General features: G+C 61.7%; 12 protein-coding genes and 1 tRNA gene. 5 read left to right on the top strand and 8 right to left on the bottom strand.

What is annotated here, in order from left to right:
• Nucleotides 1-48 precede the first annotated feature (48 nt).
• From EIH27_RS05860 to EIH27_RS05875, 4 genes are all read right to left on the bottom strand, one after another.
• Nucleotides 49-1374: an MFS transporter gene (locus tag EIH27_RS05860; protein WP_124039959.1), complete on the bottom strand. Its 1326-nt coding sequence runs from the start codon at nt 1372-1374 to the stop codon at nt 49-51.
• Nucleotides 1375-1492: 118 nt separating this feature from the next.
• Complete coding sequence (locus EIH27_RS05865; protein WP_124039960.1) at nt 1493-1990, bottom strand: CarD family transcriptional regulator; 498 nt, start codon at nt 1988-1990, stop codon at nt 1493-1495.
• 173 nt (nt 1991-2163) lie between these two features.
• A complete protein-coding gene (locus tag EIH27_RS05870; protein ID WP_124040182.1) occupies nt 2164-2850 on the bottom strand; it encodes a response regulator transcription factor in 687 nt (228 codons plus the stop codon).
• 5 nt (nt 2851-2855) lie between these two features.
• Nucleotides 2856-4067: a sensor histidine kinase gene (locus EIH27_RS05875; protein ID WP_124039961.1), complete on the bottom strand. Its 1212-nt coding sequence runs from the start codon at nt 4065-4067 to the stop codon at nt 2856-2858.
• 461 nt (nt 4068-4528) lie between these two features.
• On the opposite strand from EIH27_RS05875, the gene phoU reads away from it, so the two are divergent.
• Nucleotides 4529-5314 carry a phosphate signaling complex protein PhoU gene (gene phoU, locus EIH27_RS05880; RefSeq protein WP_124039962.1) on the top strand — a complete coding sequence of 262 codons (786 nt, stop codon included), beginning with the start codon at nt 4529-4531 and terminating at the stop codon, nt 5312-5314.
• 128 nt (nt 5315-5442) lie between these two features.
• Here the strand turns inward: phoU and EIH27_RS05885 are convergent, their stop codons facing one another.
• Nucleotides 5443-6177, bottom strand: a complete 735-nt coding sequence (locus tag EIH27_RS05885) for a phosphoglyceromutase (protein ID WP_124039963.1) — start codon at nt 6175-6177, stop codon at nt 5443-5445.
• A gap of 205 nt (nt 6178-6382) precedes the next feature.
• Between EIH27_RS05885 and EIH27_RS05890 the strand changes: the two genes are divergently transcribed.
• The 4 genes from EIH27_RS05890 to EIH27_RS05905 all read left to right on the top strand — a co-directional run bounded on the left by EIH27_RS05890 (nt 6383) and on the right by EIH27_RS05905 (nt 10829).
• Nucleotides 6383-7576, top strand: a complete 1194-nt coding sequence (locus EIH27_RS05890) for a beta propeller repeat protein (protein WP_124039964.1) — start codon at nt 6383-6385, stop codon at nt 7574-7576.
• Nucleotides 7577-7904: 328 nt separating this feature from the next.
• Nucleotides 7905-9431, top strand: coding sequence for an alpha/beta hydrolase (locus EIH27_RS05895; RefSeq protein ID WP_124039965.1), 1527 nt, complete (start codon nt 7905-7907; stop codon nt 9429-9431).
• Between the two features lie 370 nt (nt 9432-9801).
• Nucleotides 9802-9874: transfer RNA gene (locus EIH27_RS05900), tRNA-Thr, on the top strand.
• 172 nt (nt 9875-10046) lie between these two features.
• Nucleotides 10047-10829 (top strand): alpha/beta fold hydrolase, encoded by a 783-nt coding sequence (locus EIH27_RS05905; protein ID WP_124039966.1) that lies wholly within the window; start codon nt 10047-10049, stop codon nt 10827-10829.
• Nucleotides 10830-10985: 156 nt separating this feature from the next.
• Here the strand turns inward: EIH27_RS05905 and EIH27_RS05910 are convergent, their stop codons facing one another.
• Genes EIH27_RS05910 through topA form a run of 3 tightly spaced genes read right to left on the bottom strand, consistent with a single transcriptional unit; the run spans nt 10986 to nt 15822 of the window.
• Nucleotides 10986-12191, bottom strand: a complete 1206-nt coding sequence (locus EIH27_RS05910; RefSeq protein WP_124039967.1) for a DNA polymerase III subunit delta' — start codon at nt 12189-12191, stop codon at nt 10986-10988.
• Entirely contained in the window at nt 12188-12967 is a 780-nt protein-coding gene (gene tmk / locus EIH27_RS05915; protein WP_124039968.1) for a dTMP kinase, read from the bottom strand. Before tmk ends, EIH27_RS05910 begins: the two co-directional genes overlap by 4 nt.
• 2 nt (nt 12968-12969) lie before the next feature.
• On the bottom strand, nt 12970-15822 hold the full coding sequence (gene topA, locus EIH27_RS05920) for a type I DNA topoisomerase (protein ID WP_124039969.1): 2853 nt from the start codon (nt 15820-15822) through the stop codon (nt 12970-12972).
• Nucleotides 15823-15983: the final 161 nt, after the last annotated feature.

The following is a 15983-nucleotide window of genomic DNA, read 5'->3' on the forward strand; positions in this document are numbered from 1 at the left end:
CCGGCGCCCACCAGCTAGCCGCCACCCGATCAGCACACTCTCACCACGCTAGCGCCTGGGAGCCGGCGCCTTGACGAACAGGAACGTGATGAGCCCGGCCACCAGTACCACCACGATGCCAATAATGCCGAAATAGGCGGCCTGCGCCCGCGACACCCCGGCGAGCGCCGCACCCACGGTAATAGCCACCGAGTAGAGCGCCGGCGCCAGGAAGGAAACCGCGCGGCCGGTAGTGGCGTAGAGGCCAAAAATTTGGCCGGACATCCCGGCGGGTGCAAGGCGGGCTAGATAGGCACGCGAGGAGGATTGCACCGGACCTACGAACACACTGAGCAGCAGGCCAAACACCCAGAAAATGCCGCGGCCTGAATCGTGGAAAAAGAATACGGCTAGGCCCGCGAGCGTCATGCACACTAGCGAGAAGATAATGAGCGCCCGGGAGCCCACACGATCATCCAGCCACCCAAACAGGATGGCGGCCAGGCCAGCCACCAGGTTGGCCACAATTCCGAAGATGAGGACGTCGCCGGCGCTGAAGCCGAACGCCGCCGCTGCGATAACACCACCGAAGGAAAATACGCCAGCCAACCCGTCGCGATAGATAGCCGAGGAAATCAGGAACCACACCACCGAACGGTCACGGCGCCACAGCCGCGCGATGGAGCGGAACACTTCGTGATACGCACCAGCGATGCCGCGCGTATCGACACCGCTGCGCGCCGAATTCACCGAGGTGAGCATGAGTGGGAGAGAAAAAATCAGCGTCCATGCGGCGCACGCGAGCATACACATACGAATGTTGAGGCTTTCAACGGCCAGCCAACCCGTATCCGGCCGAATGAGGCCCACATAGAGCACAAGCAGCAGGATGATGCCGCCCACGTACCCCATTCCCCAGCCGAATCCGGATACTCGGCCCACGGTGGCAGGCGTGGATACGTCGGTCACCATCGAGTTGTACACCACGTCACCCATCTCGGCCACCACATTGCCCACGCCCAGGAGCACAAGGCCTATGCCCAGGTAGGACACACCCGGTTTCACGAAGAACAGCAACGCCATACATACGACGGTGGCGAGTGTGGTGACGGTGAGGAGCGAATTTTTCTTTCCCGTACGGTCCGCCCATTCGCCGGCGGCCGGAGCAACAAGCGCCACCAGAATGCCCGCCGCGGAAAGCGTCCAACCCAGATATGTATTCGCCCTATCTCCGAACAGTTCCGCGTTGGAAAGATACGGGGAAAACACAAACGTGGTGACCACCGCGTTAAAGGCCGCGCTTGCCCAGTCCCAAAACGCCCACGGCAACACTTGACGGTTGAGGTAGATACTGCGGCCGCTCCGTGGCTCCGCACTGAGGTCTGATGTGTGCACCCGGGCAACCTAAACGGGCTAGGTAAACATTTCGAAACACGACAGCGGTGACCACGGTACGCAAAAGGGCACGGCTACAACCGTGCCCTCAGCTCTATTACGCAAATGCGCGGTTGCGCTAGGCGGCGTCCTCTTCCACGCCGAGGATCTCATCCAAAAGCTCCGACGCCCCCTCCTCGGAGAGATTGCGGGCCAGGGCCACCTCGCTCCCAAGAATCTGGCGTGCACGCGTCAGCATCCGCTTTTCACCGGCGGAAAGGTGACGAGTCTGCTCACGACGCGTGAGGTCACGCACCACTTCAGCCACCTTCATGACATCACCAGAGGTGAGCTTCTCAGAATTGGCCTTATAACGCCGAGACCAGTTCGAAGGCTCCTCAACATCTTCCTTGCGAAGTACCTGAAAAACACGCTCAAGCTGATCCGCATTGGATACGTCCCGGACACCAACTTCCTCAACGGAATCCTCCGGAACCTGAATGGTGAGCTCACCCTGCATGACCTGGAGCGTTAGATACTTCTTTTGTTCCCCGCGAATCACCTTATTTGAGATGTCTACGATCTCCGCCGCACCATGATGCGGGTAGATAACAGTTTCCCCGATCTCAAAACGCACTTGGCTCAATCCCTTGACTCAATTTCGCGCATTCGCGCCGTCCGATTAGACATTCTACCACGGTGGGTATAAGGTGCCCGCTTTGCGTTCAATGCATGGACACGGTGCGCTTTTTTCGGCTGGGCTCGCGAGTAGAGGCACACCGGCGCCAGCCACGCGAACCCGGACAGTGACTACTTGGACATGAGCTTGTACCCGAGGCCGCGCACCGTCACCAACGAATGCGGCTTGGACGGGTTCTCCTCGATCTTCGAGCGAATCCGTTTGATGTGCACGTCCAGCGTTTTTGTGTTACCGACGTAATCGAGGCCCCAAATGCGGTCAATGATCTGCGAGCGCGTGAGCACGCGATCAGGGTTCCGCATGAGCAACTCCAGCAGCTCATATTCACGCAGAGGCATTTGCACCAGCTCCCCGCTCACGCGCAGCTCGTGCTTATCCGTATCCATCTCCAGGTGCCCCACACGCAGCACAGCTTCGGATTCATCCTCCGGCTCCGTAGCCGTGCGCCGGAGTACCGCGCGAATACGAGCCACAAGTTCCCGGTAGGAGAACGGCTTGGTGACGTAATCATCCGCCCCCACCTCGAGCCCCACGATCTTATCGATCTCAGAATCCTTCGCCGTAAGCATGATGATGGGCACCTCAAAGAAGGTGCGAATACGACGGCACACCTCCTGCCCGGACATTCCAGGAAGCATCAGATCCAGAAGCACCAAATCCTGATGGCCCGATTCGAAGATCTCCAGAGCTTCGCGGCCGTCCGCAGCGGTGACTACCTCGTAGCCATCCCGCTCCAGATTGAACTGGAGCGTGTCGCGATAGGTGGCTTCGTCGTCCACCACGAGGATTCTGGTCATCATGCCTATGCTTCCTTCTTAACCTTTTCCTGAGGTTCTGACTGGTTCTGGAGTTTCTGGGGTTCCGGCTGGAGCGCAGAGGCGAGACGCGCCTCGGGAATCCACAGTGTGAATGTGGAGCCCTGTCCCACACGGCTCCACAATTGCACGTGACCCCCGTGGTCCTCGGCCACGTGCTTAACGATAGCCAGGCCTAATCCGCTACCGCCCTTATCACGTGTGCGCGCCACATCCCCCCGGTAGAAACGCTCAAAAATCCGCTGCTGATCTTCAGGAGCGATACCCGCGCCCTGATCTACCACGGAGATACCCACCTGCCCGGCGTTCTTCTCCTCGCCGCGCACCACCGCGACTGACACGCGACCATGCGGACGCGTATACCTCACCGCATTATCCAGCAGATTACCCACGGCCGTGACCAGAGAGCGGCGGTCCCCGTACACCTGAGCTCCCTCGACACCGCCGGTGACGATGCGAATTTGACGAGCGCCCGCCGTGACGCGAAGCCGATCCGCCGCCTCGCGCACCACGCCATCCACATGCACCAGTATTGAATGGTGTATTCCGCCCGAATCCTGCAACCGGGAAAGCTCGATGATGTCCTGTACCAGCAGGGACAGCCGCTTGTTTTCCTCCATGAGCCGTGTACTGAAATGCTCCACCGCCTCCGGATCATTCGCCACCGTGGAAATCGTTTCTGCCAGCAAGCCGATTGCACCCACCGGCGTTTTCAGCTCATGGGACACGTTTGCCACGAAATCCTGCCGCGTGCGGTCCAGACGCACTTTCTCCGTGTTGTCCTCAAAGAGAAGCAGCACGCCACCGGCCGGAATTGATGCGGCGTAGAGGGCAAAATGCGTTTCCGCTTTGGTGGGATCCGAGGGGCGCGCGATCGAGGCAGATGCCCGCACCACGCCATCCCGTTCCCGGGCACGATCCACCGGCTGGAGGAACTCGGGGCGGTCAATACGGTCATTACGCACAATGCCTAGGCTGTACGCCCGGGTTGAGGCCACCACAACGGTGTCCGATTCATCCACAATTACATAGGACTGCGGGAGTACATCGAGTAATCGAAGCGCATCCGGCGATTCAACAACGGCGTGTGGACGCTCCTCCTCCAGACGCCCGCGCCACCGGTTAACCGCCAGCGCCGCCATAAGCCCAAGTACAAACCCGGCGAGGGCGACAAGCGTGAGCATCATTCCCGTGGACATGCTCCTAGGTTAGCTTCCGTATCCGACACGTTTCGGCAATTGCGTACCGTTTACCCGTTGTTTACTCTGACGCCGCGAATGGTTTACCGGGAAGTGGTGGGATTGGTCCGCCTTTTGGGCCGACGGCGCACCGAAGACGGGTAAACTAACACCTTCTTCACCGCGTGGCAGGTCCACTGTCGTGCGGCGGAGTCCGGCACTGGCGGCGGGCTCACTGCTGGGGTGTCTGCCGGAGGGTCGGGGCCGGGGATCCGCTCGGGTTACCGGAGGAGATGGAGATGTCAGAGCGGCCCTCGCCGGGAAGGATCGGGACCGCCGGCGGGTGAAGGTAACTCAGCCGGAATACATGAAAATAGCGGAACAATGGTGACGGGCAGGATCGCCGCGTGATGTATGTGGCGGTGTATCCACCGCGGTAATGACTTGAGGCCGGGCACCGGCCGAAACGATAGGAGCACAAAATGCGTGAAGAATTCCGCAGAGAAATGAATACGCTGGAGCGTACGCTCGCGCAGGAGGCGCGCAGCGCCGCGAAGGCCATGAAGCGTGCCGCCAGTTCACTAGAGGATCCCAACCTGGCACTGGCCGAATCCGTGATTGACGCGGACATCAACATTGATAATCTGCAGCGGGATGCGGATGAAATGGCGCTATCGCTCCTAGCACGGCAAGCACCGGTAGCCGGGGATCTGCGCGTGGTGGTCACCGCGCTGCGCATCTCCAATTCTCTCGAGCGCATGGGCGATCTGGCCCGGCACGTGGCCTACATCGCTCGCGGCCGTTTCCCGGAACGCGCCGCTGAGGGCGAGGGCTACCAGCTTCTGGTCCGCATGGCTAAGCAGGCCGCCACCGTAGGCGAGCGTATCGCGCAGCTGGTGGAAAGCCAGGACATCGCGCAGGCGCGTGAAATTGAGGAGCAGGACGAAGTACTCGATGAGATGCACCGTAAGTCCTTCGAGATTGCGCTTGACGAAAGCAATGGGCTTTCTCGCCAGGAGCTGGTGGATGTAGTGCTGCTGGGTCGCTTCCTTGAGCGCTACGGCGATCATGGCGTCAGCGTGGCTCGCAATATGTACTTCCTGGTGACGGGGCTCAGCGAGCAGACCAAGCACGAGCCGGGTACTGAAGAGCAGGTGCTGGGCGCGCGCCCGGGGGACGCGCTTGGTGGCGCCAAGCTTGGCACGTCCGCTCCGGCGCACCGTGCTGCCACGGACACTTCGGACGACGCCGCCACAGACGCGGAGTAGGTAGCGCGGCTTCGTTGCACGCCTGAGTGCGTACATGACGGCAGTGGGCCCCGGTCAATTGGCCGGGGCCCACTTGCACTAGTCAGGTTCCGCAAGCCCCTCACAGAGCCTGTGCATCAACGTGCTGGTTACTTCCCCTGATTTGCCACCGCGGCGATCTTCTCCGCCACATTCGGATCCAGGTACGTGCCGCCCTTCTTGACGGGCTTGAGGTTCTCGTCCAGCTCATACACCAGCGGCACGCCGGTCGGGATATTGAGGTGGGAGATTTCTTCCTCGGAAATTTCATCAAGGTGCTTGACCAGTGCGCGCAGGGAGTTGCCGTGCGCAGCAATCATCACCGTCTTGCCCGTCTTGAGCGCCGGCACAATGGTGGACTCCCAGTAGGGCATCTCGCGCTCAAGCACGTTCTTAAGCGCTTCCGAACGCGGAATCGGCTCACCGGCATAGCGCGGATCGCCGGAGGGATTAAATTCAGAGTCCTCTTCAATGGCCGGCGGCATCACCGCGTAGGAGCGACGCCACGCCATGAACTGCTCCTCGCCGTACTCATCGCGAATTTCCTTCTTGTTCTTCCCCTGCAGGGCGCCGTAGTGACGCTCATTGAGACGCCACGAACGCTCCACCGGAATCCAGTGGCGATCCGCCACATCCAGGGCAATATTTGCGGTCTGAATAGCGCGGCGCAGCACCGAGGTGAAGAGAAGATCCGGCAGTTCGCCAGAATCGCGCAGCAGTTCGCCCGCATGCTTGGCCTCAGCGCGGCCCTTTTCGGAGAGGGCAACGTCCACCCAGCCCGTGAACAGGTTCTTGGCATTCCATTCGCTCTCGCCGTGGCGGAGCAGAATCAACTTGTAGGTCATATTTATATTGTGTCATGCCCACGTGAACGCGCACGGGACTCCTCCGTTCGCGGCGAACCACCGTGGGATTGCGGCTACGCGTTCACCATCCGACCGACCATGACCATCCGAGCCGCGTCTCCGCCGCAGTCCAGGCCGATCACCACCATCCAGAACGCCCCATCGGCACTGTCCGGACCACCGCATCCATTGCCATACTGACTACATGTCACCTACAGCAGGTAACGCCAAGGAACCCTGGACGGACTCGCCGTCCGCTGCGGGCGCGGCACAGCGTGGTTCCGCTGCCGCCAGCGATAGCGCCCCGGTCACCCATGCTGCGTCACCTGCTGCGCCCACTGTCCCGGCCACGAAGTTCTCGTGGATCTGGCTGATCGTCGTGTGCATCGCGGTATGCCTCCTCACTGCCGGCACACTCGTGGCCACCAACTGGACACCGTGGATGCTTCGCCCGGGCACCGCGCGGGCGTTTATTATCGCGGCGGGACTTGCCGCCCTTGTGGTGCTGGCGGCGGGCGGCATCGCCATCGTGGTGAAAGCCCACACCGCACTGGCCGAGGCGCGAGGCCCCGCCTGGCTCAAGTTTTGCGCGGAACTGCTGATAATCCTCGCGGTACTCGCCGCATGGCTTGGGGCGGACCTACTGGGATTCGCCTTGCTCCTGGCATCGTCGCCCGGCACAGAGCAGCCGCACGCACCCGCCGGATACGTGGTGATAAGGCCGGACACACTCTACGACCCCTACTATGAATATCACCGCGTCCATGGCCCCTTTTTCATGGACCGCCAGGCCACCCGCACCACCGATGTGCCACCCTCCGCCGACACAGCAGAACTGCCGGATGAACCCGCTCTCATTACCTCCCCCGCGGCAAACACCGAGGCGCCCACACCGGCGTCGTCCCCAACAATTTCGGATGCGGACGTAACCGCGCAATCGCCAGCCGGCAGCAATTCGGCCGTCACTTTTGGCGCCTTCGACGCGGGCACAACGCTGGGCGGCAAGGGTGGCTATACGGCCGTGCGCCGCGATCATCCGGGCGAGACGTGGAAGCCACTGGGGTATATCGGTGAGGGCGGACTCTACTATTTTGCGTTTGTCTCCGAGACGGTTGGTTTCGCTGACTTCAGCCCCGCCGGCGCGGATGGCGTGGGGACGCTGGTCACGCGCGATGGCGGGCACACCTGGACCCCGGTCACGGCCATGCTCCCGGACTCATTCCCCGAGACAGCGCGGTTTCTTACGGACGCACGGCGCTCTGGACACACACTGACGCTCACGTATACCTACCCGCGGTGGACGGGTGCGGCCGGACCGTATTTTGGCCTCGTTTCCTCCGACGACGCCGCCACGTGGCGTTACGTTGGAGAGATTCCGACGCCATCACCGACGGAGTAAAACTCACCCGTTGTGGCGGGGCAGCTGCGGAGTTGTGGCGGGGCCGCTGCGGACGCGTCACAGTGGACAGCGCAGGTGCGAGCCGTCCACATCACCGTGGAGTACCACTGTGGCCGGTCCGCATTGGACCCACCGCGTCATGGGGTCACCGGGACATCGTGGGACCACTATGGCGTGAAGCACCGCAGCGACAACCAGTCCACCATGGACCCGCCATGGAATTACCACGGCGTAAAGCGCTGCCGGTGCACAGATACCGACACGTCTCATTTATCCACAAGCCGGCTCGCCGGCCATCAGGTCTCGGCCTCTCCCGTAGATTGGAGCCATGAAAAAGCTCCTCGCCCTCGGAGGCGTTCTTCTACTGCTCGCCGGGTGCACGGGTGTAACAACCACTCAAGCGCCGAGCACCTCAGAACCGGATCGGTCGTCGGCATCCGCATATCCGACGGAACTGGAACGCTACTACACGCAGCAAGTGGACTGGAGTTCTTGCGACGGTGGGGAGTGCACCACCGTAAAAGTCCCACTGGATTACGCGAATCCGGGGCCGGATAGCGCGCCCACCCGCGATATCGCAATAGCGGTAAAACGGCATACCGTGAAAAATCCAACGGGCACGGTATTCGTCAATCCAGGTGGCCCCGGCGCCTCTGGACTGGACATGGTGGACAGCATGCCGCAGGAGCTCTCGCGGGCCGTCAACGTGGTGGGTTTCGACCCGCGCGGCGTGGGTCAATCCACCGCCGTCGATTGCTTTGATGACACGAAGCTCGGCTCCCTTCTGGACACCAAGGAGGCCGATATCAATGCCGCTGTACTCAAGCAGGTGGCCACCAGTTGTGAAGCAAACTCGGCCGGCATACTTCCCTATGTGGGCACCACCTCGGCAGCGAAGGACTTGGACATACTTCGCGCCACTATCGCGGGCGGGAAACTCAACTATGTGGGGTTCTCCTACGGCACGCTGCTCGGCAGTGAGTACGCCCGAGAATTCCCCCGTAACGTAGGCCGACTGGTGCTGGATGGCGCCGTGGATGCGAGTCTGGGCACGGCTCGTATGGCCGCGGAACAGTCGCAGGCTTTCGAAGAATCGTTCCGCATGTTCGTGGACTACTGCCACGGCCTCAGCGCGTGCCCGCTCAAGGGCACAACTGAGGAGTCCCTCGCGCAGATCCGAGCCCTCGCCGCGAAATTCAACGCGCACCCGCTACCCGCATCCACCGGGCGTCCGTTGACAGGTGACCAACTGATTGGTGGACTCGTGGTGGTCATGTATGAGCAGGACGCCTGGTTCGTGGGCGTGGCAGCACTCAACGAGGTCATCAATCAGGGCAGTGGCACCACCTTCCAGAAGTTATTTGATGTGAACAATGGCCGCGGCGAGGACGGGTCATTTAGCTCGAACGTAGTCGAGGCGAACTGGGCTATTAACTGTGCGGATTATCCGGCCGCAACACCGGCTGAAGAGCACGAGGCCATCGCGGCGGTCAAGGACGGCGCCGTGCTGGGAGATTCGCTGGTTGCCGGCGCGGATATGTGCGGTGATTGGCCGTATCACCCCGCGCACGTGCTCGGCCCCTACTCTGACGTAACGGGAATTCCACCGGTGGTTGTTGTGGGGACCCGCCATGATCCGGCCACGCCGTACGCCTGGGCGGAGAAACTGCATAAGGACCTGCCCGGCTCGGTACTCCTGACCTATGAGGGCGCCGGACACACCGCCTACCTCACCGGCGGATCCTGCATCCAAGATCCAATCAACGCGTACCTGATCAACGGTACCGTGCCCAAGGACGGAATCACCTGCGAAGCATCGGAGCCCATAGCGGTACCGTCGGGCGCACTGGGCTAGGGACGGAACGGCTCCGTTAATGTCCAAAGAGGGTGCCGCACTAGGAACAGTCAGGTTCTTGCCGGTTGCTCGGCTAATGCTCGGAGCGGGCGCTAGGCCAGCGAAAACGGGATGTTCGAGCACGGGACATTCCGGCTGGGCGGAGAGAAACCCAGCCAGAACGAAGCCCGGCAAAACAGACCCGGCCTAGCGGAGGGAGACGCCAGTGCTGGCAAGAACAGGCCCGGCCAGAACGAAGCCGGGCAGAACAGACCCGGTACACCCTTCCGAAACGTTGGACGCACCACAGGCCAGGTGTTTGCGTGACAGTGCTAGCCGCCGGTAACATAAACCCGTTGCGTGTTGACGGTAGATCCGCCAAACGTGACGTGCCATCTTAGCTCAGTCGGCAGAGCGTCTCACTCGTAATGAGAAGGTCGTGAGTTCGATTCTCACAGATGGCTCAGTAAAAGCCCGGTATTCCGCCAAAAGGTCTACCGGGCTTTTTTGTAATCCGGGTCTGTGCGGGTCATGAAAGGTCTGGTAATGGCTGGTATGTTGGCTGGTAGTGGAGCCGGCAGCCAAACGCCCCGCAGCATCTTCGATCTACCGAAGGATTGCAACTAGTCTCGAGCCGTGACCATCTTGAGTTATTCCCGCACGGGCAATTCTGATCTTCCCATTGTTCTCTTTCACGCTATGCCGCTCAGCGCCACCGAATGGAGGCCAGTTCTCGGGCTGCTGGACGGCCTGGATGTAATCACCGTCGATGCACCCGGATTTGGTGCGTCTCCCAGCGGGAAAGAAGTGTCCGCCTACTTCCACGCCCCCTCACCTGCACTGGACACGTATGTGCAGGGCACGCTGGAGATTCTGCGGGCCGAGCACGTCCAGCACGCGGTGCTCGCCGGTAATTCCATGGGTGGCACCCTAGCTTTGAACGTCGCCGCAACCGTTCCCGAAGTTACCGCCGCAATCGGCGTATTCTCCTCCTCCATCGATCCGGACCCCGACCCCGCCCCTCGCGCTGCACTCATCGAAAAAATCCGCCGCGAAGGCGCCTGGTCCGTACTGGAAGGCTGGCTGAACACCATGATCACGCCTGCCGATCCGCCCGCACTGCGCACCAGTCTTGAACAGGAATTCCGTACCGTTTCGGATACCGCCTTCGCCTGGGTGCAGGAGGCGATGGCTCACCGTCATTCCGGCGCGCCCGCCCTCGCGCTATCCGCGCCAACGCTGCTTGTACGCGGCGCGAAGGATCCGCAGACCACCCACGAGGACTACGCGGCACGGGCAGCAGCAAACGCGAACACGCGCCTCGTCGAAATTCCAGATGCCGCTCATTTCACCCCGCTTGAGCAGCCGGCCGAGGTGGCTCGGCTTCTCCGTGAGCTCTTCGTCGCCGCACGCGGATAGTCCCTGCCTTGCGGGTGTAAACCCGGCACAGGTACTACGCACCGCCCAAGCGGGTCGCCTTCTCACTCACGCCAAGAAAGCCCGCCTGCTCCAACGGCTGCACGTGTACGTGGGCAGGCGATTTATGCCCACCCGGAGCAGCGTGCCAGCGCAGAACTAGCGCGGCAGTAGCTGCACCATGAGTGCCTCAAGCGTCAGCTGCGGAGCAACATTCGCCTGTAACCGGCGGCGCGCCGCCGAAATGGCATCAAGCCGTCGAATTGACTCGAGCGGGGTGGTGTCGGCGGCAACGGATGTAATTTGCCGCTCAAAGTCCATGTTCACCAGTTCCACACCGGCCTTGAGCTGCACCGCCAGCACATCACGGTACACGGACAGCAAATCAATGAGCGCACGGTCCATATCGTCGCGCACCTGCCGGGTATCGCGCCGTTTTTGCGCTTCCTCAAGATCACGCAGTTGCGAGCGAACGGAAGGCGGCACGGTTCTTCCCTCCGCAATTCCAAGCCGCTCTTTGAGCTCCTCCATTTCGCGCTCATCAACCTCGCGACGTCGCTCCGCCTTAGAATCTCCTTTTTTCCCGCGACTGGAACCCTTGCTCTCCCCCTTGGCGGCGGCAAAAATCCGGGACGCCTGCAGCACGGCGTCGCCCACGGAGACCATCCCGAGCGTGCCACGAATAATGCGTTCCCGTTCCTCACGTACCGTCAGGTCCGTCGCTAATGCGTGGGCACGGCCAATATGCGCCTGGGCGGCGCGTGCCGCTATCTCGGCTTGCTCAGAAGGAACATTCCATTTCCGTTCCAGTAGCCCGGCGACGGCATCCACCGCCGGCACCGCCAGGTGCACCAGCCGGCAGCGCGAGCGAATGGTGGGTAGCATGTCCTCGGCGGATGGGGCGGAAAGAATCCACACGGTGTGTTCCGGCGGCTCCTCGATCGCTTTGAGAAGCACGTTGGAGGTGCGCTCACTCATGCGGTCCGCATCTTCGATGATAATGACGCGCCAGTTTCCCACGGTCGGGTACGCGTAGGAATGAGCCACGGCCTCACGCGTAGCCTCCACTGAGATCCCCACCGCCTGCGTGGTGAGGTATTCAACGTCCGGGTGTTCCTTCGCCATCACCGTGCGGCAAGCATGGCACCTGCCAGCACCCGGTTCGTTCTCCGTGCACTCAAGCGCCGCGGCAAACGCGGTGGCCGCAACCGATCGGCCCGATCCGGGTGGCCCGGTCAGAAGCCACGCCTGGGACATTGCGTTTGTCCCGTTATCGGTAAGGCGGGATGCCCGTGCTGCGGCGCGGAGTTGCTGTACGACGCCGCCCTGCCCCACCAGGTCCTCGAATACGTCCTGAGTGCTCACCGGGAATGCTCCTCCGTCCCCTGAACACGTTGAGCATGACTCCCGGTGCGCCGGTCATCATCCGTCTGCCCAGCGAGTTCCTCGAGGACTCTATGTGCCTCCGTCAACCGCGCCTCGTCTTCCACCACCACGCGTGCGAGTTCCTCCGCCACGTCCGGTTTCACCCCGAGAGCTCCGGCCACCGCACGGGCCACCCGCACCGCTACCTCCGCGATACTTCCTAGACCATTAATAACCACAAAACGCTTCGGTTCGGCGGCAGCCAGTGCCAAGAAACGCTCATGAACAGACTGATGGAATTCCTGGCCCGCCGCCTCCATACGATCGGCACCATCTACGGTTCCACGCTGTAGTCCCAGGCCGGCCGGTACGTTGAGGAGGACGGTGACATCCGGGTAGAGATGCCCCGTTGCCCATTCGGATAGTTGGCGCACATCGCTTTGGCCGAGCTCTCGGCCTTCACCCTGGTAGGCGAGTGACGAGTCCAGGTATCGGTCCGTGAGCACCACGCTTCCCTGCGCCAACGCGGGCCGCACAACACCGGCTACGTGCTGGGCACGGTCCGCCGCATAGAGCAGCGCTTCCGCGCGGGGCGCCACCTCACCGCCGTGGAGCAGGAGGGCTCGGATCGCCTGTCCTAGTTCCGTTCCGCCCGGTTCACGCGTGGTTACCACGATCCGGCCGGTGTCGCGCAACCACGAAGCGAGAATGGAAAGTTGAGTGGACTTCCCTGCTCCATCCCCGCCTTCGAAGCTAATGAACACGCCCTTGGCCATGATCACTCCGATTCGGTAGCGCTCTTGTCAGCGCTCGCCGGCTTCTTCGCACTGGCCTTGCCGGCCGACTTTGTGGTCGGCTTCTTAGTAGTCGCTTTCTTCGTACTCGTGGTTTTCTTTGTTCCCGCGGCCTTTTTAGTACCGGCGGTTTTCTTGCCGGACGCCTTTTTCGCCCCGGTCTTGCTTTTACCCGTAGCCTTGCTTTTCCCGGTGCTCTTCCCCGCCGGCTTGCTTTTACCCGCGGTCTTCCGCGTAGTCCGCTTCTTAGCGGGCCCCTTCGCGCGCCGTTCAGCCAGTAGCTCATAGGCGCGATCTTCGGTGAGCTCCTCCACGGAATCCGAACGGCGTAGGGACGCATTCGTAGTCCCATCCGTCACGTAGGGGCCAAACCTTCCATCCTTCAGCACCACAGGCTTACCCGTGGCAGGATCGGTGCCCAGTTCTTTCAGCGGCGGTTTTTGCCCGCGGCGCTGCTTAGGCTTGGAGAGGATCTCCTTCGCCTCCTCGAGCGTGAGCGAGAAGATCTGCTCCTCGGATTCGAGCGAGCGTGTATCTTTACCGCACTTGAGGTAGGGACCGTAGCGACCATTCTGGGCCGTGACGTCAACGCCGTCGTCGGTTTTACCAATGACCCGCGGGAGACGAAGCAAACGGAGAGCATCCTCCAGCGTGACAGTTTCGGGCGTCATCGACTTGAACAGGGAGGCCGTGCGCGGCTTCGGCGAGCGTTTCGATACCTTTCCGGTGGGCGTCAGTGCAACTTCGTCCTCTGGAATGACCTCGGTGATGTAGGGCCCAAACCGCCCGGTTTTCACCGTAATGACGTGGCCGGATTCGGGGTCTGTCCCGAGTTCACGGCCGTCGGATGCGGCTTTCTCGAATATCTCTGCGGCCTTGGCCGGGGTGAGTTCGTCCGGCGCAATACCGTCCGGGATGGAAGCATGCCGCTCCTCCCCATCCTTCTCCAGGTAGGGTCCGTAGCGCCCAACGCGCACGGTGAAGCCGTCCCCGAGCGGGATTGAGTTAACAGCGCGGGCGTCAATATCGCCGAGGCCTTCAACTCTCCCCTCGAGTCCCTGCCGTTCACCCGAGCCACGCCAGAAGCGCGCCAGGTAATCCGTGGAGTTTTCCTTGCCCTCGGCAATCTTGTCCAGGTCCGCTTCCATCTCCGCGGTGAAGTCATAGTCCACCAGGTCCGGCAGATTCTGTTCCAGCAAACGCACCACAGAAAATGCGGTCCACGTGGGTGCCAACGCCTGACCATGTTTTTCCACATAGCCGCGGTCCACGATGGTTGAGATGGTAGAGGCGTAGGTGGATGGGCGGCCAATTCCCAGTTCCTCCATCTTCTTCACCAGCGACGCTTCCGTGTAGCGTGGCGGCGGCAACGTTTCATGCGAATCCGCGGTGGCCTCCCGGATGGCAAGTGCATCCTTCTCCGAGAGCTGCGGGAGGCGAACATCATCCTTCTCCTTGTACCGCTTCGCATCCGCGGATTCCTCATAGGCCGCCATGAACCCGCGGAATGTGATGGTGGTACCGGAAGCAGAGAATTCAGCTACCTTGGCGCCGGCCGCATCCACGGGTACGGCGATGCGCACGGAGAGCGTCTGCCCCCGCGCATCCTCCATCTGGGAGGCGAGCGTGCGCTTCCAGATCAACTCATAGACCGCCAACTGGATCCCGGTCACCTTGCCACGGAGCTGATCGGGTGTACGGAAATGCCGGCCGGCCGGGCGAATAGCCTCATGGGCCTCCTGGGCGCCCTTCGATTTCGTGGCATAAAAGCGCGGTTTATCCGGTACCGCCTCCGCGCCAAACAGCTCCCGCGCCTGACCACGCGCCGCAGAAATGGCTTCCTCGGACAGGTGCGTGGAATCCGTTCGCATATAGGTGATATAGCCGGACTCGTAGAGGCTCTGGGCCGCGCGCATGGTATCCCGCGAGGAGAGCCGGAGCTTACGGCCGGCTTCCTGCTGCAGGGTGGAGGTGGTGAACGGCGCCGCCGGACGACGCCGATACGGTTTCGTTTCCACCGAGGTCACGGAGGCACTGGACGCCTTGATACTGGCCAGGAGGGCCTCAGCGCCCGCTTCATCCAGAAGCCGCACGCCGTCCCGGCGCGCCTTCGGCGTCATCTCGCCGCGGTCTGTGAAATCACGGCCCTGTGCTACCCGACTACCGTCCAACGCGGTGAGCTTGGCCGTGAACGCGTCACCGGTCTTATCGAACGTCCCGGTGATATCCCAGTAGCCGGCAGGCACAAAGGCCATACGCTCGCGTTCCCGATCCACCACCAGGCGAGTGGCCACGGACTGTACGCGTCCTGCGGACAGGCCGGCTGCCACCTTGCGCCACAAAAGCGGAGAAACCTCGTATCCCACTAGCCGGTCCAGAATACGGCGGGTCTCCTGGGCATCCACCAGCTCCGTATCCAATTCGCGTGGATGATCCAGCGCGCTCTGGATAGCCTCCGGGGTGATTTCGTGGAACACCATCCGCTTGGTGGGCACCTTCGGCTTTAGCACCTCATTCAGGTGCCACGCGATGGCTTCACCCTCGCGATCCTCATCGGTGGCCAGTAGGAGTTCATCCGCGCTCTTGAGCGCATCCTTCAACTCCTTGACGGTATTCTTCTTGTCCGCAGCCACCGCGTAGTACGGCTCAAAATTGCCATCCACGTTGACGGAAAACCGCGCGTACGGCCCCTTCTTCATTGAAGCGGGAAGTTGGGAGGGCTGGGGTAGATCCCGAATGTGACCGACAGAGGCCTTTACCACGTAGTCATCACCCAGAAAACGCCCAATGGTATGCGCCTTCGCCGGGGACTCCACGATGACCAGTTTCTTCACCATTCCTCCTTGCCCAACGCCGTGCGGGGCACCCACTTGCAAGCGTTCCACACCCTAGCGGACCATACCCCGCTGAGTGTTGCATACCTATTATTTATACGCATGCTCGCCAGCAGACTGACCTGCGCCCTAGTCAACCAATTGAAGACCGCGTTTCTCCGTTC

The organism is Neoactinobaculum massilliense (assembly GCF_900604955.1).
GTDB lineage: Bacteria > Actinomycetota > Actinomycetes > Actinomycetales > Actinomycetaceae > Neoactinobaculum > Neoactinobaculum massilliense.

Excerpts from the sequence above, each read along its gene's own strand:
- EIH27_RS05870 (WP_124040182.1), bottom strand. The coding sequence starts at position 2,850 with ATGACCAGAATCCTCGTGGTGGACGACGAAGCCACCTATCGCGACACG.
- EIH27_RS05875 (WP_124039961.1), bottom strand. The coding sequence starts at position 4,067 with ATGTCCACGGGAATGATGCTCACGCTTGTCGCCCTCGCCGGGTTTGTA.
- phoU (WP_124039962.1), top strand. The coding sequence starts at position 4,529 with ATGCGTGAAGAATTCCGCAGAGAAATGAATACGCTGGAGCGTACGCTC.
- EIH27_RS05885 (WP_124039963.1), bottom strand. The coding sequence starts at position 6,177 with ATGACCTACAAGTTGATTCTGCTCCGCCACGGCGAGAGCGAATGGAAT.
- EIH27_RS05890 (WP_124039964.1), top strand. The coding sequence starts at position 6,383 with ATGTCACCTACAGCAGGTAACGCCAAGGAACCCTGGACGGACTCGCCG.
- EIH27_RS05895 (WP_124039965.1), top strand. The coding sequence starts at position 7,905 with ATGAAAAAGCTCCTCGCCCTCGGAGGCGTTCTTCTACTGCTCGCCGGG.
- tmk (WP_124039968.1), bottom strand. The coding sequence starts at position 12,967 with ATGGCCAAGGGCGTGTTCATTAGCTTCGAAGGCGGGGATGGAGCAGGG.
- topA (WP_124039969.1), bottom strand. The coding sequence starts at position 15,822 with ATGGTGAAGAAACTGGTCATCGTGGAGTCCCCGGCGAAGGCGCATACC.